Here is a 23,697-nt window from a genome sequence, read left to right as displayed (position 1 = left end):
TTTTTGAACTATTTAATGCTACTTTTTAGCTGTCAAAGTGCTTCCAGCAGAAGCAATTACAACGCAGACTACGGCTAGAATTTCATTAACATTTAAACTTTCCTTAAGGAAAAGAAAAGCGCATATAGATGCAGCCGCAGGCTCTAAACTCATTAGAATGCTAAAAGTGCGAGGCGGAAGTTTTCCTAAAGCTTTCATCTCTAAAGTAAACGGAATTGCGCTTGATAAAAGAGCAAGAGCAACACCCATTCCGAATAGTTTTGGGGTAAGATTGATTAATCCGTTTTCAAGAAAGCCAAATGGCAAGACTAGAATTGCGGCAAATAACATTCCTATGGTTACTGCATCTCCGTCATTCATTACTTTTGAAGCTTTGCCTCCTAAAACAATATAAGCGCTCCAAAAAGCACCTGCTAAAAGGGCGCATATAATTCCAAAAGTATCTAAGTGATTGCTTGTCCAAGGGGCAATTAATAAGATGCCAATCGCGGCAATAATTGCCCAGCAATAATCAACCAAACGTTTTGATCCAACAATTGCAAGCAATAATGGTCCAACAAATTCTAAGGTTACTGCTAAACCAATTGGAATTCTTTCTATTGCGAGATAGTAAATTAAATTCATTGCGCCTAACGATAAACCGTACGGAATTACAACTTTCCATTGTTGTGCTGTAATTGTTTTTAATTTTGGTCTGAAGGCCAACAATAAAATTAATGCCGAAATGCCAATGCGCATTGATGCTGTACCTGCTGAGCCAATTGTTGGGAAAAGTGTTTTTGCAATTGCGGCACCAAATTGTACGCTAATAATTGCTAATAATACTGCTGGAACAGGAGGAAGACTTATTTCTCTGTTTTTCATAAAAGTATGACAGAACTATATAAAATATACCTCTGTCGGATAAATAATAATGTATTCTAAATTAATTGCCTAAAGCTTTTTTTGTCACATACGCCCGATAACCAATAATTGCCATTTGCCATTTCTTTGCTTTCGAAATATCTAGACCTTGTTTGGTAAAACTTGGCAAAAGCAGTTTATTTAGTTTAGCTAATAATTTATACATGGTAGATTTGTTTCGGCAAAGATAAAAAAAAAGACTTTGTGTTTGAAACAAAGTCTTTTAGATAGTAAAGTGTAAAAGTATTTAATTCTGAGAGTTAGGCTTTCAGTACCAGTAGTTTAGCAATTTATGGCTTTTTCGGCGCTTTCATCCATCCTGTTTTATTAATGGCAAGCTTAAAAAGATGTGGTTATGCTTTTTTATTTTGCTTTTCCATCAGTTTCATTTCTTTTTCATGCTGCTTCATATCTTTCTCATGTTGCTTCATGTTTTTTTCGTGCTGCTTCATATTTTTTTCATGCTGTTTCATATCAAGCTCATACTGTTTCATGTCTTGTTCGTATTGCTTCATACTATTTTCATAGTCTTTAGAATCATCTCCAAAGTTAAATTTGAAGTCAAAGTTTAACTTTTCCATTTGAGCATTGAACTTTTCCATTGCAATCTCATATTTCTCCATTTCTTTCTCAAAGATCGCCTCACGCTTAGACATGATTTCGCTTACTGCATCTCCGTACGCAGACATGGCATCAATGTTTGGCTGAAATTTTTCCATTTTCTTTTCAAATTCCTCCATATCTTTTTCAAACTTTTGCATAGCAACTTTATCCTTTGGATTTCTTGGAGCAACAGGAGGTTTAGGCATTTTTGACATATCTACAGCTGGTGCAACTGGCAGCGGTCCAGAAGGAAATGCTGGAGGAGTAGGAGGTGCTGGAGCTGCAACATCAGAATCTCCGTGATTTCGAACAATAACTCTTTCATTTCTAATTATTACAGGCATTTTAAAATTTCGATCTGTATTAATATTAATAGATTTTGTTCCATTCTCATCTGTTCCAATTGCTAATTCGCAATCTTTTATAGCTTCGTCTCCGTCAATTTTGATGGTTTGTTTTTTGCCGGAATCCGATTTTACTTTGATCTGTATGGCAGTCAATTCCTCTTTTGTATTTCTTTTTACATCAGAAATTTCAACATCAAGATTGTGATTTGTTTTTAACTTTCCAGGAAGTTCGTTCAATTCCTTGTCGGTTGTGTTTTTTGTTATTTTGATAGTTTCTTCAGTGTCTTTTATGGTGTCTCTTTGAATTACAGGAACTTCATTTTGCTTTTTTTCTTGTGCAATAGTCTTTATTTGAAATAAAAGAACAAAAGCGCCAAGAGCAGGAATTACCGCTGAATATTTCCAGTAGTTTCTTTTCTTTGATTGATTTTTGTTTAACATGACAATTCGTTTTTTGATTAATGATTGATAAAAATGATTGGTGATTGCAACGCAAGTTTCATGCGTTGTTATTTTTAAAAGTGTGTACTGATAAGCTTTTTTGTCTGCAATTTTTTTAGAAGCTTCGCTATCAGCAATAAATTCTAGATTTTGTAAAATGGCCTTTTTGTAAAGCCATACAATAGGATTAAACCAAAATAAGATGCAGAATATTCTAGAAATCAAAACATCTACAGTGTGTTTTTGATCGCTATGCACTTTTTCATGCTCTAAAATATTCTCTAATTCTGCTGCCGTATATAGTGATGAGTTATATACAATGTAATCGAAATAAGAGAAAGGAGCAATATTTTCATCCACATCAATAAATTTGAAATCGGCTTGCTGTTCTATTTTTTTTCCTTTTAAAACAGAGTTTAAGCTGTAGAAATCAAGAGCAAATTTGATCATAAAAGCCAAAAAGCCAATTCCGTAAACTGCAGCCAAAACCAAGCTCCAATTGATTTCAAAATTTTCCTCTTCAACAACCGTTACCGTTGTTGGTTTGTATTTAGGTGTGTAAGCAATGACGTCGTTGGTTGAAACTGGAATGTTTTTTACAGTATTTGCGGTAGTCGTAATTATTGGAGCTGGCGCAGGAACGGGAGGCGCTTCGACCCAAATTACTTTAGTGTAAACCACAAAAGGCAGCACAACAGAAGTAATTAAACCAGCAATTAGAAACCAGCGGCTACTGTTGAAAAAAGTCTCTTTGCGAAGTAAAAAAATGTAAGCAAAATAAAACATTGCTAATAACCCGCTTGATTTTAGGATAAAAATGAAAAGTGCTTCCATAATATATTGATTATTTACCTTCTTTTGGATTTTCGATCATGTCTAAGATTTCACGCAATTCATCTGCCGAAATTTTTTCTTCTTTGGCAAAAAAAGAAACCATGCTTTTGTAAGAGCTATTGAAATAATTATCAATGGCAGTGCTCATAAAACCTTTTCTATAATCTTCTATGCTTACGGCTGGATAATACTGATGCGTATTTCCGAAGGCATTGTGCGCGACATAACCTTTCTCTTCCAGATTACGAACAATGGTAGACAAAGTGTTGTAATGCGGCTGATCTTCTAAAATCTCTGCTTGAATCTCTTTTACAAAAGCCTTTTTTAGCTTCCATAAAATATGCATGATTTCTTCTTCTTTGTTGGTTAGTTTTTGCATTTATCTTCTATTTAAAATTAGAAACCTCTTATTTTTTGGTTACAATTTCCATTACCCCATTCGAGCCTTTATCGCCGTATTGGGCAATTGCATTCGTTCCAGTTAAAACACTTACAGACTCAATATCATTTGCTTTAATGCTGTTGTAATCAAAACCTGCAGGCATTTCTTCTCCATTTACAATTATGAGCGGACTAGATATTTTAACATTCGTTTTTGCGCCATTTGAAACGGCAACAGCTGTATTTCCTGTCGTAATAACTTTTGTGTTATTGTCTTTATTAATGATTACAGTAGTGCTAATATTTGCATTAGTATCACTGTCAGTTTTTGTACTAGCAATAGAATTAGTGTTAACATTGGTTTCTGTATTAGTAGTTATATTTTTAATTTCTGTAGTGCTTTTGGCTTTGTCTCCCATAGAGACTTTGTTGCTCACAGCTGTTTTTTCGTCATACGTTTTAATGCCAGTTCTTTTTGCACCATTTTTGCCGGTAACAACAACTATCCCGAAATCTTTTATGGCTACTTTTCCGCCTGTTTGGATAGATTGAGATCTCTGGTTTTCATAAGCTATTTCAACTTTAAGTGAGGTTAGCTGATTTGCTGAGTTTCTTTTAACTCTAGAAGCTTCAAATTCGACATTGTGCAACATTTTTAATTGCGTTTTGATTCTTTTTAGCTCTAAATCAGTAGTGTTCTTTTGAATGGTGTAAACATCAACGGCTTCAATTTCATTTGAAACAGATTTTACAGTTTGAGGCCTTTCTTTTGCAATTACTTCAATTTGAAATAATAATACAAACGCTGTCAAAGCTGGTATTACAGCATAATACTTCCAAGAATTACTCTTTTTTGATTGATTTCTGTTTAACATAACGATTCGTTTTTTGATTAATGATTGATAAAAGTGATTGGTGATTGCAACACAGTTTTCATGCGTTGTTATTTTTAAAAGCGTGTATTGATATGCTTTTTTATCTAAAAGTTTTTTTGCAGCCTCACTGTCAGCAATAAATTCTAAGTTTTGAGTTATTGCTTTCTTGTAAAACCAAACAATAGGATTGAACCAGAAAATAATGCTGAATATTCTCGAAATCAATACGTCTAAAGTATGATTTTGATCGCTATGCACTTTTTCGTGTTCAATAATGCTTTCCAATTCTGAAGGCGTATACAGTGATGAGTTGTAAACGATGTACTCGAAATAGGAGAAAGGAGCAATATTTTCGTTTATGTCTATGAATTTGAAATCGGCTTGCTGTTTGATTTTTTTTCCTTTAATAATCGAATTCAGACTATAAAAATCAATTGCAAGTTTTATCAGAAAGATCAAAAGGCCAACGGCGTAAAGACCAAGTATTATATAATTCCAATCAAATTCTGAAGTTTCGCTTTTAGCTGAGTCTGATACAATTGTTTGAAAATCGGCATCAAATTGAGGAGCTGCATTTATCCATATCACCTTTGTAAAAGTCAGCAGCGGTAAAATTACTGAGGTCATTAAACCAGACAAAAGAAACCATCTGTTGCTGTTAAAAAATGTTTCTTTGCGCAGTAAGAAAAAATAAGCGCAATAAAACAAGAGCATTAAACTGCTTGATTTGGCGATATAAATAAAAAGTGCTTCCATGAGCCGACTATTTTTTTTCTTCTTTATTTTCGATCATATTTAAAATTTCACGCAATTCATCTGCTGAAATTTTTTCTTCTTTAGCAAAAAAGGAAACCATGCTTTTATAAGAACTATTAAAGTAATTGTCAATTGCGGTTTTCATAAATCCTTTTCTGTAATCTTCAATTGGCACAATCGGAAAGTACTGATGTGTGTTTCCAAAAGCATTATGCCCAACATATCCTTTTTCTTCCAAATTGCGCACAATAGTAGATAAGGTGTTGTAATGGGGCTGATCTTCTGTGATTTCGGCTTGAATTTCTTTTACAAAAGCTTTTTTAAGCTTCCATAAAATCATCATAATTTCTTCTTCTTTGTTTGTTAGCTTCTGCATCTTCTCTAATTTTAATTCAAACCTACAACTATTTTTTTAGTTACGCAACTATAAAAATAGTTATTTAACTAAAAATTAAGTTTGATCACAGTTTTAGACACAAAAAAGCCATTCAAATTTAATGGTAATAAATTGAATGGCAATGTTTTAAAAAGTTAAAAGTCGTTATTAAGCCTTTTGGTTTATTAGAGCGTTTTTAATCCAAATACAGCATCCAGTAGCGACTACGCCGATGCAAGCCATAAAGAGCCAGTTGATTTGATAGCCATATCGGCTTATAATTTCAAACCCGAGTTTAGAGCTGATAATATGCGCAAGGCTAAAACTCATTGTGTAAAGTGCCATATAGCGTCCTTCTTGCCCTCGTGGCGCGCGACTGAGTGCAAAAGCATTCGAAAACGGAAAAGTAAGAACTTCACCAATAGAAATGCAAACCATGCTAACTACGAGTATTCCTGCCCAAAAATTAATAAGAAGCAAAAAGAAACTAGATGCCATTACAAAAGAGCCCACAATTATAATTCGGATTTTAGGAAAAGCTTTTCGTTCTAAAAATCCAACTGTTGGCATTTCTAGAGAAAAAATCAGAAGACCGTTTAAAGTCATTAAAAGACCTGTCTGGAATTCGCTTAAGCCAAATTTTTCATTATGATACAAAGGAAGGGTGGTAAACAGCTGAAAGAAAATCATAGCCGTGATAAAGCTTACAAATAAGAAAACCCAGAATATTTTATCATGAAAAACCGATTTTACGTCAGAAGCGCTTTCTGCTTTATCGTCGTGAGCCGCTTTTTTCTTTTCTTTTACCAATAGAGCAAAAATTGAGATCGAAATAATGCATGAAGCTCCGTCAACCCAGAAAAGGCCAGAATATCCTATTCCCATAATAATCAAGCCTCCAAGTGCAGGACCAGCTGCGAAACCTAAATTTACAGCCAAACGCACCAGTGTGAGCGCGCGAGTTCTGTTTTCTGGTTTGGCATAAGCTCCCAAAGACACAAACATGGCAGGGCGAAACATATCTGCAATGGTCATTAGAAGGAACATGGCAACGCAAAGCGCCCAAAAAGTGGTGATATATTGTACAAAGAAAAGAGAAACTCCGCTGGTAAATAAACTAAAAATCATGATTTTATAGAACCCTATTTTATCTGATAGTTTACCTCCTAACCAAGAACCGAGCATTGACCCAAAACCAAAAGCCACCATAATCCATCCGACTTGATTGTATGTAAAATGAAGATCTTCTTTTAAATATTTGGATAAAAAAGGAAGAACCATTGTCCCAGCGCGGTTAATAAAAGTAATGATGGCAAGAATCCAAACTTCTCTGGTAAAACCTCGAAAGTTGTTAATGTAATGGGATAGGGCGTTTTTAAGCATTTTGTTTGATAGATTATCGTCACAAAGTTAGGAAACTTTGTCCCGTTAAGTGGTTGTTGTTTTGTTACTTTTGAACTATTTTTGCATAAAATTTCTAAGATGAAAACTATAAATGCCCTAGCTTTATTGTTGGTTTTTAATTTTGGTTTTGCACAAAAAAAGTTTAATAAAACTGATGCTCAAAAATTTCAAAAGAAAATCAATGCAGAATATGCTGATCCTAAGACAAGTCCGTTGATGGCCGAAGATCTGAAAACGTTCAAAAGCTTAGATTTTTTTCCTATTTCTGAAACGTATTTTGTAAATGCAACTTTAGTGAGGGCAAAAGGAGGAAAGGCTTTTGAAATGAAAACTTCTGGTACTCGCACACCAAAATATATAAAGTACGGAACTTTAAATTTCAAAATAAACGGAAAAGCTTTTCAGCTTGCGGTTTACCAAAGTCTGGATCTTATCGTGCAGGAGAAGTATAAAAACCATTTGTTTCTGCCTTTTTCAGATTTAACAACAGGTAAAGAAAGCTACATTGGCGGCCGTTACATTGATTTGGAAATTCCAAAAGGAAATACAATCGCAGTCGATTTCAATCAAGCGTACAATCCGTATTGCGCTTATAACTATAAGTACTCTTGTCCGCTTGTGCCTCAAGAAAATGATTTAAAAATTGAAATTAAAGCTGGCGTAAAAGCTTTTCATTAATGAAATATTTTAATCTTCATACGCATCAATTTACCAATCAATCAGACGTTTTAGAATTGGTCAATCAATATCCGAAAGATTTTGATGCGTCAATTCCGTTTTATTCAATAGGAATCCATCCTTGGTATATTGACGAAAATCGACTTGATGAAGATTTGAAAATTATGGAAGAAAAGCTGCAAACTGAAAATTGTCTGGCAATTGGCGAATGCGGTTTGGACAAAAGAATAGAAGTCCCGTTCGATTTGCAAATTTCTGTTTTTGAAAAGCAATTGGAATTAGCGACAAAATTTAAAAAACCTGTAGTAATTCATTGCGTTGCGGCCTTTCAGGAAGTAATGGCAATCAAGAAAAAAATGAAGATAAGTGTTCCAATGATTATTCACGGTTTTTCAAAAAATAATCAGTTGGCATCACAATTAACCTCTGCTGGATTTTATCTTTCGTTTGGGAAATATCTGCTAAAAAATCAAGATTTGAAATCTGTTTTTCAAAATGTTCCAAATGATCGTTTTTTCTTAGAGACAGATACTATAGAAGAATCAATTAAGCAAGTTTACGATTTGGCTTGTGAATATAAAGAATTAAATTTAAAAGAATTAGAAGGTATTATTTCAAGTAATTATATAAGTGTATTTAAAGAATAAAAAGTTTCCGTGAGCGAAGTCAAAGGGAGTTCCAATTAGGACGGGGGCTTCTCCCGAAACCTCGGGATCGCTCAGCCTGACAACCGAGTAAACTTGATCCCGAAGCTTCGGGTGAAACATGAAACCTGAAACATTGAAACATTGAAACAAAAAAAATAAAAAACAACAAAAAAGAATATATGGCAGAATGGACAGAAAGAGCTGAGCTTTTGTTTTCTAAAGAAGGATTAGAAAATTTACAAAAATCTAATGTTTTAGTTGTGGGGCTTGGAGGAGTTGGATCTTTTGCAGCTGAATTTTTAGCGAGAGCAGGAGTAGGAAACATGACAATTGTAGACGGAGACGTTGTAGATATCACCAATATTAACCGTCAGTTGCCAGCTTTGCATTCGACGGTAGGCCAGCCAAAAATAAAAATTGTAGGCGACCGTTTGATGGATATTAATCCGGAGCTAAATCTAACGCGTGTTCAAGAATTTCTTTCGCCAGAGCGTGCGTTTGAGATAGTTTCTCCAGAGTTTGATTATGTTTTAGACTGCATTGACAGCATTACTCCAAAATTAAATCTGATTATTGCTGCAAAACGCAAAAGAGTAAAAATCATCAGCAGTATGGGAGCTGGCGGAAAAATGCTGGCGTCAAAAGTAAAAGTGACTGACATTTCAAAAACGATTAACTGCTATTTTTCAAAAACAATCCGCAAACGTTTAAAAGAAGCAAAAATCAATAAATTGAAAGTAGTTTTCTCTTCTGAAATTCAAGACGAAAAAAGCTTAAAATTGACAGACGGTAAAAACTTCAAAAAGTCTTTTTACGGAACAAACAGCTATATGCCTGGATTATTTGGCTTGCACGCTGCAGAAACGGTGATTAGACATTTGCTTAAAAAGTAAGGCTCTGAGAAGCTAAGATTCTAAGGTGCTAAGGTTTTCTACTGAAACACTGAATCTTAATTCTTTTGTACTTATAATAAAACGTAAAGCAACTTTGTCAAAGTTTAAAACTTGGACAAAGTTAAACACACAAAGAGATAAAACTTATAATCTTAGCATCTTAGAGTCTCAAAAACTTAAAAAAAGAATGATTAAAACAGTAATTTTTGATATGGATGGCGTTATAGTTGACACGGAGCCCGTTCATCGTTATGCCTATTATTTGCAATTTTCAGAATTGAATATCGAAGTTCCAGAAGAAATGTACACCACATTTACTGGATTTTCTACCAGAAACACCTTTCAGGCTTTAAAAAATCATTTTCCAACTGTAGAGCAGGAAGTTGAAGATTTGATTCAGAGAAAAAGAACTATCTTTAATAATGCTTTTGATACTAAGGAAGATTTATATCTTTTAGACGGTGTTGAAGATTTGATTAAAGATTTGTACCATAGCGGAATGCAGTTAATTTTAGCTTCTTCGGCTTCAAAGGTTACAATAGATCGTGTTTTTACGAGATTCAATCTGCATCAGTATTTTACCCATATTGTGAGCGGAGAAGATTTTCCTCAATCAAAACCGAATCCGGCCATCTTTATTCATGCAGCTTCATTGTCTATTGCGCCAAAAGAAGAATGCATTATTATTGAAGACAGTACTAATGGGGTTAAAGCGGCAAAAGGAGCGGGAATTTATTGCGTTGGCTACAAAAGCGAGCATTCGCATCATCAGGATTTATCAGAAGCTGACTTAGTTATCGACCATTTTAGCGAATTAAATGCTGTAAAAATATCACAGTTAAAGGGTTGAATTATATAAAATTTAACATTTGTTACCTGATTGAATTTGTAAATTTGAACTAAATAAAAAACTGAAAAAAATGAAGAAACTACTTATTGCTTTAGCCCTGATTCTGGGACCATTAGCATCAGAAGCACAAGTAAAAACGCCGCAAGCAAGTCCAAAAGGATATATTAAACAAACTGTTGGTTTAACGGATGTTGAAGTTACCTATTCAAGACCGGGAGCAAGAGGGAGAGCCGTGTTCGGAAATTTAGTTCCGTTTGGAAAATTATGGAGAACTGGTGCTAACGAAAACACAATCATTAACTTTAGCGATGACGTAATAATTGACGGAAAAACGCTTAAGAAAGGAAAATATGCAATTTATACCGTTCCTAGAATCGAAAGCTGGGATATCATTTTTTATCTTTCTACAGACAACTGGGGATTGCCAGAAAACTGGAGCGATGCTTATGTAGCGTTGAAAACTACTGTAAAAGAAGATGCTTTGCCAACTCCTGTTGAAACATTTACAATCGGAATTAACGGTTTAGATCCAAATTTTGGCTATTTAGACATTTCTTGGGAAAACTCTCATGTAGCTTTAAAATTTGAAGTTCCAACTGCTAAAATTGCTACAGCAAGTATCGAAAAAGCTTTGGCTGGTCCTACTTGGAATGATTATTTTGCTGCTTCTCAATATTTATTCCAATCAAACGGAAATATAGAAACGGCTAGAAATTACGTAGACAAAGCTCTTGATATGAGTTCAGACAAACCATATTATGTATCAAGATTAAAATCATTGATTCAAGCTAAACAAGGAGATAAAAAAGGAGCAATCGAAACTGCAAAAGCTTCTTTAGCGTCTGCTGAGGCAGCAAACAATGCTGATTACGTAAAATTGAACAAAGACAGCATCGCTGAATGGAGCAGATAATATTTCTTTGAATTATTAGATTTCAATTATAAAAATTACAAATTCCAAAACTTTCGGGTTTTGGAATTTTTTTTAGAAATAATATAGACAGACTTGTCTGTATGTTTTAATTTTTATTACATTTGTAACTGTTTAGCTCTAGTTTAGAACGAGATAAAAATAAACTTATTTGAAGATGCAGCCTAAAGAACGAATTTTAGAGAAAACTTTTGCCTTGTTTCATAAACAGGGGTATAATGCCACAGGAATAAATCAGATTATTGAAGAAGCTCAAGTAGCGAAAGCTAGTTTTTACTATCACTTTAAGTCAAAAGAGGATTTATGTGTCGCTTTTTTAGAACAGCGCCATTCTTTTTGGTTTAATGAGTTGTTGAAATTTACTTCAAATGCAGAGGATTCAAATTCGAAAGTTTTAGCGGCATTTGATTTCATAATTTTCATGAATAAAAATGAAAATTTTAGAGGCTGCAGCTTTTTAAATATACTTTCTGAGATTCCGTCTGACAGCACCAAAATACTTGGAGCTATCCAAAATCATAAAAATGATCTGCGTCTTTTTTTTAAAGACATTTTGAAGGCTGATTTGCTATCAGACCACATCTATTTATTGTTTGAAAGCTGTATAGTAGAAAGTCAGTTATTTAAGTCGAATCATTTAATAGAACAGTCAAAAAAAATAGTTCAAACTTTAATTTTTAAATAATGGAACAGAAATTACCATTGCCTCCTTTTTCTTTAGAAACGGCAAAAGAAAAAATTCAGTTGGCAGAAGACGCTTGGAATAGCCAAGATCCCGAAAGAGTTTCAAAAGCATACACCATTGACAGTGAGTGGAGAAACAGAGATAAGTTTGTAAACGGACGAGACGAAATCATTCTTTTTTTAACCGAAAAATGGAAAAAAGAGAAAAACTATAAATTAAAAAAAGAATATTGGGCTCATACCGAAAACAGAATAGCAGTACGATTTGAGTACGAATATCAAGATGCTGACGGAAACTGGTTTAGAGCTTACGGAAATGAAAATTGGGAATTTGATGCAAATGGTTTAATGCAGAAAAGATTTGCCAGTATTAACGACCTTCAAATTTCTGAAGAAGACAGGAAATTTAAATAAAATGAACGATGTTCTAATTCATGCTAGGCGGTTCAGGAATTTTTATCTTTTGCTTAATTTTCTTTACAATCAAAAGATAAAAAGTAATGCCGCCTAAAATGATCAGTAAAGCAATTTGAAGCTGGCCTAAACTATTGTTTCTGCTATACATTGCATTCGCGGCCGCAAGTTTGGCTTTTCCTTCTTCGATCTGAATTTCAGAAAGAGATTCGAGCGTTTTTAAAGCTTGACCACTAGAATTGGCTATTTTATCCCAGTTTTTGTTCTCGACTTGTTTGTTTATCTCTTTGCAGGAAAGCAAAAAAGCATCAAAGTATTGTTTTTCTTTATTTGTTAAAACCGTTTTAGCGTACAAATCATCAATGCCATGAATAATGTCAAGTGTATGTATTATTTCGCTTTTTTTAATATTATCGCTTAAATTCAGCTTTTCAGCTTCAGCTTTTATAAAATGAAGCTCTTTTGAATATTGAAAAATATAATGCGCAACCACCAATCGGTCTTTGTAAATCGCATTGATATTGTCGTTTACGTTTTTGGAGTTTCGAAGTGTGTTAAAATTCCCCAATAAAATAATCAGCATCACTATTAATAGAATAAAAGCAGCCTTTGTTTTGTTGCTGTATTTTTTTGAATCTTTCATGGCGCTGGTTTTCAGGTAAATAAAGTTTTAGTCAATCATCTTGTTTTGGATAAGCTCAATATTTTTTATGGAGGCCAGAGGAGTAATTTTTACCTTTTTATCGCCTTTAACAAGATAGAAATAATACAAACTATTGTTTCCGATGATGAAAACATTCTTAGATACTCCGTCATTAAAATCAAGCTGATGGCTGTATTCTAATGTATTTTCTTTTAATTTTTTTGTATTAAAATAACCGCCAGCCATTCCGTAGCCAAGAAAAAAGGATAATAAGAAAACTACAAGTGATTTTATTGCAACACCATTATAGTAGCTTTTGGTTTCTTGTGGAGATAATTCGTCAGTTGATTTCAATTCAAAGGATCTTTTTACAAACGGCAAATCTTTATTCTTAGCTAGAAAAGAGGGCAGATAAAAATGCAGCACAAAAAGCAGAATGATTGCGCTTAAAATAATGGGGTTTGAAGTAAATTCAGCAATCGGACTAAGTAAAACATCCATGATTGTGGAGTATCTTAATATATTGATTCCGAATTGATAATAATATATGCTATCCTTTAGGATTCCCATTAAAATCAAGAAAAGATAACCAAAAGGCAATAGTTTTTCTAAATCGTCTGAAATCTTCATTTCTCCAGTTTAAAATTATTTTAGTTTTACGGCTAGGTTTACAGCACACTAAAATAATCTTTTTTACTTACAATATTGGAGAACTGTTTTTCAAATAAAAAGTATTTTCAATATAAATTTTCAGGAGCAATTCCTGCTGTCCGCTGTATCTTTAGTGGCGAACACCGCCACTAAAGGATGCCGCTTCCATCAGGGCTAGGTCATCAGTACTATTTGAGAGATTTCTTTTTAATTAAGAATAGACTGTTTATAATCTATTCAAGGACTAACTCATTATCACCCGATTTTCCTCTGAAAAACAAAAACTGCAATAAAAGCGCTAATACAATTGTCAAGATTGCGCCAATAAAATTCAGCCATAAATAACCTAGTTTTTCCTGACTGTAGATCATGAAATAGTAAATTACAAAAATAGTAAGCTGGCTAATTATTGCACTGATAAACATGGGCTTTGCCTGAACTTTTTTGGTGTAAAAACCAACAAGGAATATTCCTAAAACGGTTCCGTAGAAGATAGAGCCAATAATGTTTACGAGCTGGATTAAATTTTCAAATAAAGTTCCAACGCAAGCAAAAAGTATCGCTACAATTCCCCAGAAAAGAGTAAAAAACTTTGTAACGTGCAAATAATGTTTGTCTGATTTCTCTTCTTTCTGATTTCGTTTGTAAATGTCAATTGCTGTAGTAGAAGCCAAAGCTGTTAATCCGGAAGCCGTAGACGACATAGCGGCTGAAAGTATAACGGCCAATAGCAACCCGATTAAACCTTTCGGCAAATAATGCAGAATGAAATGGAAGAACACATAATCTTTGTCATTTGTCTCCGAATTGCTATCAGCTCTCGAAATGATTTCTTTGGCTTTATCTCGAAGATCTTTTTCTTTGTTTGACAATGCAACCAATTCTTTACGCAAAATAGGATTGTCATAATCTTGATTCAGCTGATCGATATACAATAGATTAATCACTTTCTTGTCTTCTGAAAGTTTTACCAGTTTTTCTTCTAAAGCGTGATATTCTGCCTTATAAACAGATTTTTCGATAGCCGTTTTATTATTCGGATTAAAATTTAGCGGCACAGGATTGAACTGAAAAAAGACAAAAACCATTACTCCTGTCAGAAGAATAAAGAATTGCATTGGCACTTTCAGCAATCCGTTCATAATTAATCCCATTTGGCTTTCACGAACCGATTTTCCAGATAGATAACGCCCAACCTGCGATTGGTCTGTGCCAAAATAGGCAAGGGCTAAAAAGAAACCTCCTGTAATACCGCTCCAAAAAGTATACTTTTCTTCGGGATCAAAAGAAAAATTAACAATATTCATTTTGTCATTTGCACCTGCAATATGAAGCGCACTATTAAAAGTCATATCGTTTGGCAAGTAGTGCAGAATTAGGAAAAACGTGATAAACATTCCGGACATGATGACAAACATCTGCTGTTTTTGGGTAACGTTTACGGCTTTTGTTCCTCCTGAGAAAGTATAAATAATAACCATAACTCCGATAATGATGTTCATTACCGTCAGGTTCCAACCTAGAAGGGCAGACAAAATAATGGCTGGAGCATAAATAGTTAATCCTGTTCCTAAACCTCTTTGCACAAGAAACAGAATAGCGGCAAGCGAGCGCGTTTTGACATCAAATCTTCGCTCCAAAAATTCGTATGCGGTGAAAACTTTACTTTTATGATAAAGTGGAATAAAAGTCAAGCAAATGATGATCATTGCAATTGGCAGACCAAAATAGAACTGGACAAAACCCATTCCGTCATGATAAGCTTGCCCAGGCGTAGACAGAAAGGTGATCGCGCTAGCCTGTGTTGCCATTACAGAAAGTCCGACAGTATACCAAGGGGTTTCATTATTTCCTAAAATGAAATCTTCTACGTTTTTACTGCCTCGGGTTTTCCAAGAGCCGTATCCAACAATAAATAATAAGGTGACAATAAGTACAATCCAGTCAAATAGCTGCATAGGTTATGAGTATAATTGCATGATTAAAAGAAAAATAGCTATGTAAATCGCATTCACTATCAGAACATAAGTGTAGCTTTTCTTCCATTTTTTTGTTTTTTTAGCTTCCATATTTTATTGCTTTAAATCTTGTTTTGGAGCTTCAATAGGCTGTTTTAGAGAAATAATATTCGATAATAATCGATACGCTCCAGAAACGCCTTCTGGCAATTCTCTAAAGAAACTCAAACCGGTGTAAATATAGTATCCTTTTCCGTATGGCGCTACAAGCAAAGCTCCGTCTTTTGCAGATTCTCCTTTGTCATGAGACGAAATAATAGGAGTGAAGGCAGGATCATATTCGTTAGGATAATACAAACCTTGCTCTTGCGTCCAACCTTCAAAATCTTTTGTAGTGATTTTGTTCGGAGTATTTAAAACAGGATGATTTGGCGCCAAAAATGTAATTTTAGCATTTTCTTCCGTTACACGATCATTTGACAATTTTAACGGATACGGCGCAATTTTATCAGTGACCAATTTGCCGTTTGTATTGTACTGCACAATCATGTTTTTACCGCTTTTTACAAAATTGAAAAGTATGTTTTGTTTGTTTGCCAAAGCATTTACAGTATTGTAGGCACGAACTCCCGTAATTACAGTATTGAAAGAATCTAATTTTTGAGGCGTAATTTCTTCAGGTTTTAAGATCGAAACTTTGTATCCCATTTGCGTTAAACTTTCTGGAACTTCGTCACCCGCACCCATAATGTATGCAATGGCGTCTCCAGAAATTTTCAAATCAATTCGAATGCATTTTGATTCTGCAGGTTTTAAAACCATTTGTTTGGTAATATGAGGAAAATCTATAATGGTCTGGTCTTCGTCAAAGCGTTTGTTGTCAACAATAGCAACACTTTTTGCAGTAACTTCTTCTGGATTTACTGGAGGAGTCACTTCAAAATAAAAAACTTGTTCAGTGCCTTTTTTGTCTAAAGCAAACGGAATTTCTTTTGGCGAAACATTCCAGCTCTTTGGCAGTTCTAGTTGAAGATTTCCTTTTACATCGTCTTTTCCTGCGCGAACTTTTACTGGAATCATTTTGCTTTTGGTATTTCCAAAAATCAAAACTCTTTCCAAGATAGAAGTAGTAACCTCTGGCACAATATCAAGAAAGTTATACATTTCGCCTTTTACGCCATCATTATATTTATAGACAACTGTACGTTCAAAGGGAATTTCGACATCATTGATTTTTACATTAAAAATCACTTTTGTGTCTCGTATAATATCTGGAATCCCTCTGTTTTCTTGGTTCGAAACCGTATACATTCCTACTGTTGCTTTTTCTTTTAGCCAATAAGGCTGTGTGTACTCGATAGTAGCAGGAAGCTGCACTTGCAGATTGATTTTCTGATCATTATTATTCTTTAAAACGATATTCTGAGCTGTTGTCTGGTTATCTGGAAGTGTTGTTACGCTAACTAGCTGCATTCCAACGGCACATCTGTTGATCGCTTCAAGACTTAGTTTAATAGTGCTTCCTGGAGTTGCTTCTTGTTCGCTGGCAACGGCTTCAAGATATAAGCCAGAACAAGAGGCGATAATGTTTTTTATGGCAGCCGATTTAATTTCTTTCCAATGCGTGTCCTCTAAAGTTTGAATCATAGAATACGCTTTGACCAAATCTGGAATGCTTGCTGAAGGATTGCTGAAATTGTAATTTGAAATAATGGAAGAAATTAACTCGCCAACAGGTTTACCATTTTTCACACGGTTCCAACTCGTATCGATTCCGTCAAATAAATTGTCTTGTTCTTTTGGAGCTTCTCCATTAATTAGCTCTAAATATTCCGTTTCCTGACCGCGGACTCCCGTGCTTCCAAAACCTTGCGATTGATGGCGGCTTCGGCTCAAAGCTGCAATTTCTTGATTCGATTTTCCAATACCAGTGTAGTAGACTCCTGTTTCTAGCTTTGTAAATTTCGATTTATTAGCGGCATCAAATTTTTCCTGGCTTCCGTAGAACCACCATGATGTATTAAAAAATTGGCGTTTTACCTGCCAAGGCGAAACATATTTTAATTGTTCAGGATAAATTTTGGCGTCATTTGTCAATTTGAAACTTTCTACGCTCAACATTGCAGACGAAGTGTGATGCCCGTGCGTTGTGCCTGGCGAGCGATGGTCAAAACGATTGATGATAATATCTGGCTGGAATTTTCTGATTGTCCAAACTACATCGGCCAAGACTTTATCTTTGTCCCAAATATCTAAAGTTTCGTCGGGATTTTTAGAAAAACCAAAATCATTTGCTCTCGAAAAAAACTGTTCGCCACCATCAATTTTTCTGGCTTCTATTAACTCTTGGGTTCTTATGACGCCTAATAATTCACGCAATTGAGGACCAATTAAATTTTGGCCTCCGTCACCTCGAGTCAATGACAAATAACCGGTTCTGGCATTCATTTCATTGGCCAAATACGAAATCAGTCTAGTATTCTCATCATCAGGATGTGCGGCAATATACAATACAGAACCCAGAAAGTTTAGCTTTTTGATTTGATTGTAAATTTCAACTGAATTTGGTTTTTGTGGCTGCTGCGCAAATGAAACCTGAAAACCGATAAAAAATAAAAGAAAGATATAAATCCGTATTTTTTGCATGGTGAGTGTTAGGTGTTTTTTTGAAATTATTCCAAAAATAGTAATTATTTTATGTAAGATTATTTAAATGAATTGTTAACGCACAATAATTGTACCTTTCTTTGAAGTAATAAAAACAAAAAAAGCTGTTAGAATCTAATCTAACAGCTTTTACATATGTGTTTTGAAAATGTTACTTCAGTTTGTTTTCGGTGTCTTTATAAGTCCCCGTAATGGTTACGTTGCTTCCTTTGGTCACTTTACCGTAAATTGTTATAGAAGAATCGTTTCCAATAAAATTAATTTTAGCACCGCTGTTTAATCTCAAGTCTCCCCAGATTACAACAGAACCCTCAATTTGCAAAAGAGCATTGCTATTGATTATTAGCTCAGTTGGGTTAGATTGCTGGTATTTTCCTTGAGACAAGCTTCCAGTCATGTTAAAAGTACCGTTGCTGTTTAAAGTTAAGCCGTTTTGAACTGTTATTGAACCGCAATGCGTTAAAGTAGCATTAGAATTAATAATTGCCGAGTTAATAGAAGTTCCTCCTTGATACGATTTTATTTCGTTCGAATTCAAAATTAAATCTTTTCCTTGATTGTAGACGCTATAAGAGGTACAGTTTGCAAAAGCTGTATTTGGCTTTTCCATTTTAATGATTTTCAAACCGCCTGTACCGCTTGCAACATAAATGTAATTGCCGCTCGATTTAACATAGTTTGAAGAACCCGCAATTCCAATAGAACCCAATAAATTAAGCTGCGTTGAAGATTGATACACATTTAGTCCGAGAGCTCCATTTGCTACAAAAGCATAGCCGTCATTAAAAGAAACAGCATTTGTCACATTATCTTCTCCAGCAGTTGCGATTGCAATTTTCTGCAATTTTGAGCCGCTGTTAATATCGTATACGCCAAGACCATTTGGACCTTCAGAGACAAAAAGTTTAGTTCCGTCAATATCCATTGTTCTTTTTGCGCCGCTCACATCTGTAGATGTTGTAAAGCTTTTTTGCAGAGCAAGTGTAGATTGGCTGTAAACATTAACACCTTTCGTACCGCTCAAAGTAACCACTTTATCACTTGTTAAAGCTATTGAGCGCAAGTCGGCTACAGCAGTTTTTCCTGCAATCTCTTTAGTAGAACTGCTTATTTTGAACAAACTTCCGTTGTCTCCTGTTACGGCAAAATAATTAGACGCATTAGCGGCAACATCTGTCGTCACTCTGTTTTCTAAATAATTTGTTTTTAATTTATCTGTCAGCAGTCCAGAGCTCAATTCCATATTAAGCACAATTGCCGGATTTGTACCCAAAAGCGGATCTTTATCTACATCTTTTGCTGCTCCAATAATTAAATTTGATCCAGAAAAAGTAAGAGATGTAATGTCTGTATTAGGAATTAACGCAGAAGTAACCAATTTTGGTTTGTAAGGATCTGAAACATCAATTACATCAATTGCTCCAGAATAAGCGTCGCCTCTCATGATATAAGAAACATAAGCATAATTTCCGTTTACAGTAACATGGCTTGCTTGAAGTGTTTTTCCGTTAGCATCAACTGGCGGTTTGACCTCGGCAATTTGAACTAATGGAAAAGAAGTGTTGGCTGTCTCCGCAGATTTTCCTGTCAGAGAACCATTTTCAATCGAAATTACCCCCGAATTTGTCAAGTCAAGTCTTTTGTTTAGAGTAGATTGATCTGAGGTAATGGTAATGTTGTTTAACGATTGACCATCGTTTTTGTTGTCATTATTATCGTCACAGCCTATTAACAGTGACAGGGCTAAAAATGAAAGCAAATAAACATTCTTTTTCATAAAATTCTTTTAGGGAGTTAAAAAATCGCTGCAAATATAGGTCATAATTGCATTAAACAAAGGTTAATTTTATCAAATCTATCTGTTTTACAGTGATTTATATTCAAAATGTAAATTTTTAACAAAACTTCAAAGCTAAATTATCATAAAAAAAGAGAGTATCATTTTTTTGATACTCTCTTGTGTTGATTGCTACTAATTTAGCAATTATCTTCTTCCGTGCCCGTGGCCATGGTCATGATCGTCATCGTGATCGTGATGGTCGTGCTTATCGTGGTGTTTATCGTAGTGCTTGTCGTGTTTGTCGTAACGTCTGTAATCTCTTCTGTCATTGTAGCCATATACAGGTCTTGGTTTGTATGGTCTTTGTGGAGCTCCGTAATATCCTTTATAATATTTTACTTTATGACGGTCAAAGTATACATATGGAGTTCTACCATGATAATCAGTTAAAACTACTTTGTAGCCTCCGTACAAATCATAGTTTCTATATTGTCTTGGTAAGTAAGTTGCTCTTACCCATCTTCCTCCTCCGAAATAGATAAATTGAGCAGCACGAACATCATAATAAGCCTCAATATCTGGAAGGTAGTAATATTCCATTTCTGTATATCCTACTGGTCCCCATGCTGGTGGAGCTCCAACGTTTACGTTAATCGATACTTGGGCTTGTGTGGCGTTTGCAACCAGTAGAAATAATCCGGCGATTGCTAATTTTATCGTTTTCATCTTTTTTGTTTTTTTAAATGTTAATCTTGAATAGGGATATTCATATACTGTGCCAAAAAAAATATTGAAGTGTATTTTGTCGAATAAAAATGCATTTCGACGAGAAAACTAAAACAGAAAAACTATTAACTATTTGATTTACAAAGGTTTTTGATTTCTTAAAAAAAATCAAAAAAAAGTAAAAATTATCGATAATTGACCACTCTAGGTTTGGCTAGTTCAAAACTTTGGAGTCCATAATCGGTGGTTTCAAAAGTATTTGTTTTGAATACATTATCGCCCTGCTGCGGAATGCTTGGGTAATACGATAGCGATAGCTGGAACGAACTGAAAACTAAGTAGTCATTGCTTATCAATAGTCCTACGGTAAGTTTAGAGTAAGGCTTGCTCTTCGTCATTGCTACTTCGGGGCTTCCTAAGACGGCGATTGAGTAATTAAAAAAAGGATTTAAACGGAATCCTAATAATGCATGGGGCGAATACGTCTGTGTCTGCAGTGATAAAACGGCTTTACTCGTTCCGAACAAATAAGAATTGAATCCTGCCAGACCATTTTCTTCATTGATGTTCAATTGATCGCCAATAATATCATCGCGATTTATTCCAATTACAACTTTCGGATTTACGAATTGTCTAATCTTCCAATTTCCAATGCTATATAATTTTGTAAAATAATTGGATTCAAATAAAAATGAGGTCTGATAGGTTTTGGACTGATGGAAAAAAGTGCCGGCTTCAAAATTCATGCTCAGAAAACCTAAACGGTAATAATTTCCAAAAGAGAATTGAGCTCCAACATAAGGTCTCCAAAACGTGTTTTTGTATTGATAGCCAAAAGTTACGCCATATATTCGTCCTATCGGAACGTCTTCTGTCTGTCCATTTCTAAAAATATAACTGTCCTTGATAAATTTTCGCGTATTCAATCCAATTCCGCTCAGAATTAGCTTTTCAGAAGAATAAAAGTGATTGGGATCATAAAGATCTGAAGGCGATTCGCTGTAATTGACGTTCAAGAAACGAGCTGTTGCAATAAGGTTGGTTATGGCTTTATTATTATCCTCATACATTTTAAAAGCATGGCCAGCCCAAACATCTTGCGAAGTGTATTTTTTTGGCTGATAGGCAAATGTTGAATCTGGAGCCTGAAGCGTATCTTTTCTGAAACTTTCGTCCATATAAAAACCTCCTGCCCATTTGGTCAGAGGAGAGTAGAAGTCTCGCTCAATATCTATACTTTTAATATAGTTATTGTCTAAATCCATATTATAATGCAAGACAGTACCAATGTAGGTATTTTTGATATTTGGAACTGTGTAGGTCACTTCGTTAGCATTTCGGCCATCATCAAAACGGTTGGTAAAACGATATTCCAACTGCTGTCCGCTTCCAAAAAAGTCTTTTTCCTTAAAACCAACCGAAACTTGATTGCTGGAAATAGAAAACCTCGGAATTGTACTCCAGGAATCTAAAACACGAATCGTAACGTCTACCGAATCTGAGGCTTGTCCAACACTTTGATTGGAAATTCTAACTGCTGTAACATAACGCTGGGCACGAATCAAACGCTCGGTCTCTAAAACTTTATACGTATTGTATGGCGTGTTTTTCTTAAAAAGCAGCAAATTGTGGATGGCAATTTTTTTGGTTTTTAAGTGAAGTCTGTTACCCATTCTTTCTCCCCAATTTTTAGGAACCTGCGTGGTATCTGCAACTGAGTATCCAAATGGATCTAAAGTGATAATATTGATTTTTCGAATAATTTTTCCTTCGTAATTGGTCGAATCAATGGCAACAAGCAATTCTTCTTTTTTCTTTGGTTTTTTAGATCTGAAAAACAATTTATGCATGGTCTGCGTAAATTTATTTTTCTTAGAGTAATTCCTGATTTTAGTATAGATTTCTGTAGTGTCCTTTTCCTTTTTCGGTTCTTTTTTGTTTTCATTTACTTGTGCTTGGGCGCATTGCATACAAAGGCACAGCAAAATAAAAAACAATATTTTTTGGGATAAAGACATTCGGTAGTTTTCTTCAGATAGTTTTATGTATTATGAATATAAGGAATAAATAAATGTTATGCTAGCATAACGCTTTTTTTAATTTTCTGTTGTGACTTTTCTTTTTCGCCATACAAATTTTCTCGGAACGTGATTGCCCATAAGATAACCCCAAGCGGAAAGCGATTCAATTCGATCAAAAATAATTTTCAAAATAGCCAAAAGAGGGATAGCCAGAAACATTCCGGCAACTCCTGCTGCGGCGCCTCCAACTATAATTCCCATAATAGAAACAAAAGCATTTATTTCTACTTTAGAATTAATAATTAAAGGAACAAGAAGATTATTGTCAATAAACTGAACAATAATATTTACAATTAAAATTCCGAGAATTACAGATGTTTCTCCAGATCCTGTCAATGAAGCCAGAATGGTAATAATTCCTGCAATCGTAATTCCGATGTAGGGAATCAGATTCAAAATTCCTGTAATTAATCCGAGCAGAATGAAATATTTGATGCCGATAATCCACAAACCTAAGCTGGTAAGCACAGAGACTACGATCATTTCGATAATTAGGCTTACAATATAGTTGTTGATCGAAACTTTGATCTGAGATAAAATATCCTGCAAAACGGAATGATTTTCCTGTTTGATCAATTTGGCAAAAAATAATTTGAAATGTTCTTTATAAATTAAAAACAGAAAAGTATAGACAATAATAATCATGCTGTCTAAGAGAACATCGCTTACAGAAATTATAAACGAGCCTAGTTTTGCCTGACCCGTTTTGACAGAATCTTTGGTAACCGAATCCAGATATTTTTTCTGGTCTCCTATGCTTACCTGGAAATTCTCCCTTATAAATTTATGAATTTCAAGAATAAAAGAGTTGGCATTTTTCTTAATGGTATCAAAGTCATTTGCCATATAAGTCACTTGGTAAGAGATAAAAACCAAAATTCCGACAATGACAGATATAAAAATAATGAGGCAGACTATTGCTGCGAGATGCCTCGGAAATTTAAATTTTGTGTTTAAAAAAGTAAAAATCGGAAGCAGTAAAACAGCAAAAAGAAATGCCATTAAGATGGGCGTAAGAATATCTTTTCCGATGCAAAAAATAAATGCAAAACAAATTAAGGTAACCAGTATAAAAGAAAGTTTTGCATAAAAGGGTAATGTTATGGGCCGAGTCATTTTAATTTTATTTAGCTGAATTTATAGAACAAATATTACACTTTATTTGCCTTTTTAT

Annotated in this window: 22 protein-coding genes; 7 read left to right on the top strand and 15 right to left on the bottom strand. The window is 34.5% G+C overall.

The window, feature by feature from the left end; translation table 11 throughout:
* Positions 1 to 18 precede the first annotated feature (18 nt).
* From N4T20_RS16215 to N4T20_RS16185, 7 genes are all read right to left on the bottom strand, one after another.
* Entirely contained in the window at positions 19 to 864 is an 846-nt protein-coding gene (locus N4T20_RS16215; protein WP_260670167.1) for an EamA family transporter, read from the bottom strand.
* 61 nt (positions 865 to 925) lie between these two features.
* The gene (locus N4T20_RS16210) at positions 926 to 1,069 is read right to left on the bottom strand and encodes an SsrA-binding protein (RefSeq protein ID WP_111368963.1); all 144 of its coding nucleotides are present in this window, start codon (positions 1,067 to 1,069) and stop codon (positions 926 to 928) included.
* Between the two features lie 187 nt (positions 1,070 to 1,256).
* Positions 1,257 to 3,128: a M56 family metallopeptidase gene (locus N4T20_RS16205; protein ID WP_260670166.1), complete on the bottom strand. Its 1,872-nt coding sequence runs from the start codon at positions 3,126 to 3,128 to the stop codon at positions 1,257 to 1,259.
* 10 nt (positions 3,129 to 3,138) lie between these two features.
* A complete protein-coding gene (locus N4T20_RS16200) occupies positions 3,139 to 3,507 on the bottom strand; it encodes a BlaI/MecI/CopY family transcriptional regulator (protein WP_008468912.1) in 369 nt (122 codons plus the stop codon).
* A gap of 28 nt (positions 3,508 to 3,535) precedes the next feature.
* Entirely contained in the window at positions 3,536 to 5,140 is a 1,605-nt protein-coding gene (locus N4T20_RS16195; protein WP_260670165.1) for a M56 family metallopeptidase, read from the bottom strand.
* A gap of 7 nt (positions 5,141 to 5,147) precedes the next feature.
* Positions 5,148 to 5,516: a BlaI/MecI/CopY family transcriptional regulator gene (locus N4T20_RS16190; RefSeq protein WP_260670164.1), complete on the bottom strand. Its 369-nt coding sequence runs from the start codon at positions 5,514 to 5,516 to the stop codon at positions 5,148 to 5,150.
* 168 nt (positions 5,517 to 5,684) lie between these two features.
* Complete coding sequence (locus tag N4T20_RS16185) at positions 5,685 to 6,899, bottom strand: MDR family MFS transporter (RefSeq protein ID WP_260670163.1); 1,215 nt, start codon at positions 6,897 to 6,899, stop codon at positions 5,685 to 5,687.
* Positions 6,900 to 6,998: 99 nt separating this feature from the next.
* On the opposite strand from N4T20_RS16185, the gene N4T20_RS16180 reads away from it, so the two are divergent.
* The 7 genes from N4T20_RS16180 to N4T20_RS16150 all read left to right on the top strand — a co-directional run bounded on the left by N4T20_RS16180 (position 6,999) and on the right by N4T20_RS16150 (position 12,017).
* Complete coding sequence (locus N4T20_RS16180; protein WP_260670162.1) at positions 6,999 to 7,598, top strand: DUF1684 domain-containing protein; 600 nt, start codon at positions 6,999 to 7,001, stop codon at positions 7,596 to 7,598.
* The gene (locus N4T20_RS16175) at positions 7,598 to 8,245 is read left to right on the top strand and encodes a TatD family hydrolase (protein ID WP_260670161.1); all 648 of its coding nucleotides are present in this window, start codon (positions 7,598 to 7,600) and stop codon (positions 8,243 to 8,245) included. The genes N4T20_RS16180 and N4T20_RS16175 overlap by 1 nt, the downstream gene beginning before the upstream one ends.
* A 179-nt stretch (positions 8,246 to 8,424) precedes the next feature.
* Positions 8,425 to 9,138, top strand: a complete 714-nt coding sequence (locus tag N4T20_RS16170) for a tRNA threonylcarbamoyladenosine dehydratase (protein WP_260670160.1) — start codon at positions 8,425 to 8,427, stop codon at positions 9,136 to 9,138.
* A 187-nt stretch (positions 9,139 to 9,325) separates the two neighbouring features.
* Complete coding sequence (locus tag N4T20_RS16165; protein WP_260670159.1) at positions 9,326 to 9,988, top strand: HAD family phosphatase; 663 nt, start codon at positions 9,326 to 9,328, stop codon at positions 9,986 to 9,988.
* A gap of 70 nt (positions 9,989 to 10,058) precedes the next feature.
* Positions 10,059 to 10,901, top strand: coding sequence for a DUF2911 domain-containing protein (locus N4T20_RS16160; RefSeq protein ID WP_260670158.1), 843 nt, complete (start codon positions 10,059 to 10,061; stop codon positions 10,899 to 10,901).
* A gap of 175 nt (positions 10,902 to 11,076) precedes the next feature.
* Positions 11,077 to 11,604 carry a TetR/AcrR family transcriptional regulator gene (locus tag N4T20_RS16155; protein ID WP_260670157.1) on the top strand — a complete coding sequence of 176 codons (528 nt, stop codon included), beginning with the start codon at positions 11,077 to 11,079 and terminating at the stop codon, positions 11,602 to 11,604.
* Positions 11,604 to 12,017, top strand: a complete 414-nt coding sequence (locus N4T20_RS16150) for a nuclear transport factor 2 family protein (RefSeq protein ID WP_260670156.1) — start codon at positions 11,604 to 11,606, stop codon at positions 12,015 to 12,017. The genes N4T20_RS16155 and N4T20_RS16150 overlap by 1 nt, the downstream gene beginning before the upstream one ends.
* Positions 12,018 to 12,030: 13 nt before the next feature.
* On the opposite strand, the gene N4T20_RS16145 is transcribed toward N4T20_RS16150, so the two are convergent.
* The 8 genes from N4T20_RS16145 to N4T20_RS16110 all read right to left on the bottom strand — a co-directional run bounded on the left by N4T20_RS16145 (position 12,031) and on the right by N4T20_RS16110 (position 23,639).
* Positions 12,031 to 12,660: an MCP four helix bundle domain-containing protein gene (locus N4T20_RS16145; protein WP_260670155.1), complete on the bottom strand. Its 630-nt coding sequence runs from the start codon at positions 12,658 to 12,660 to the stop codon at positions 12,031 to 12,033.
* Positions 12,661 to 12,687: 27 nt separating this feature from the next.
* Positions 12,688 to 13,290 (bottom strand): hypothetical protein, encoded by a 603-nt coding sequence (locus N4T20_RS16140; RefSeq protein ID WP_260670154.1) that lies wholly within the window; start codon positions 13,288 to 13,290, stop codon positions 12,688 to 12,690.
* Positions 13,291 to 13,544: 254 nt separating this feature from the next.
* Complete coding sequence (locus N4T20_RS16135; RefSeq protein WP_260670153.1) at positions 13,545 to 15,269, bottom strand: sodium:solute symporter; 1,725 nt, start codon at positions 15,267 to 15,269, stop codon at positions 13,545 to 13,547.
* A 114-nt stretch (positions 15,270 to 15,383) separates the two neighbouring features.
* The gene (locus tag N4T20_RS16130; RefSeq protein ID WP_260670152.1) at positions 15,384 to 17,915 is read right to left on the bottom strand and encodes a PIG-L family deacetylase; all 2,532 of its coding nucleotides are present in this window, start codon (positions 17,913 to 17,915) and stop codon (positions 15,384 to 15,386) included.
* A 172-nt stretch (positions 17,916 to 18,087) separates the two neighbouring features.
* Entirely contained in the window at positions 18,088 to 19,713 is a 1,626-nt protein-coding gene (locus N4T20_RS16125) for a hypothetical protein (protein WP_260670151.1), read from the bottom strand.
* 207 nt (positions 19,714 to 19,920) lie between these two features.
* Positions 19,921 to 20,442, bottom strand: coding sequence for a hypothetical protein (locus N4T20_RS16120; RefSeq protein WP_260670150.1), 522 nt, complete (start codon positions 20,440 to 20,442; stop codon positions 19,921 to 19,923).
* Positions 20,443 to 20,627: 185 nt separating this feature from the next.
* The gene (locus N4T20_RS16115; RefSeq protein ID WP_313771874.1) at positions 20,628 to 22,412 is read right to left on the bottom strand and encodes a hypothetical protein; all 1,785 of its coding nucleotides are present in this window, start codon (positions 22,410 to 22,412) and stop codon (positions 20,628 to 20,630) included.
* A gap of 126 nt (positions 22,413 to 22,538) precedes the next feature.
* Entirely contained in the window at positions 22,539 to 23,639 is a 1,101-nt protein-coding gene (locus tag N4T20_RS16110) for an AI-2E family transporter (RefSeq protein ID WP_260670148.1), read from the bottom strand.
* Positions 23,640 to 23,697 lie beyond the last annotated feature (58 nt).

Source organism: Flavobacterium sp. TR2, from assembly GCF_025252405.1.
Classification (GTDB): Bacteria; Bacteroidota; Bacteroidia; order Flavobacteriales; family Flavobacteriaceae; genus Flavobacterium.
This window is presented reverse-complemented; position numbering and strand designations above follow the sequence as displayed.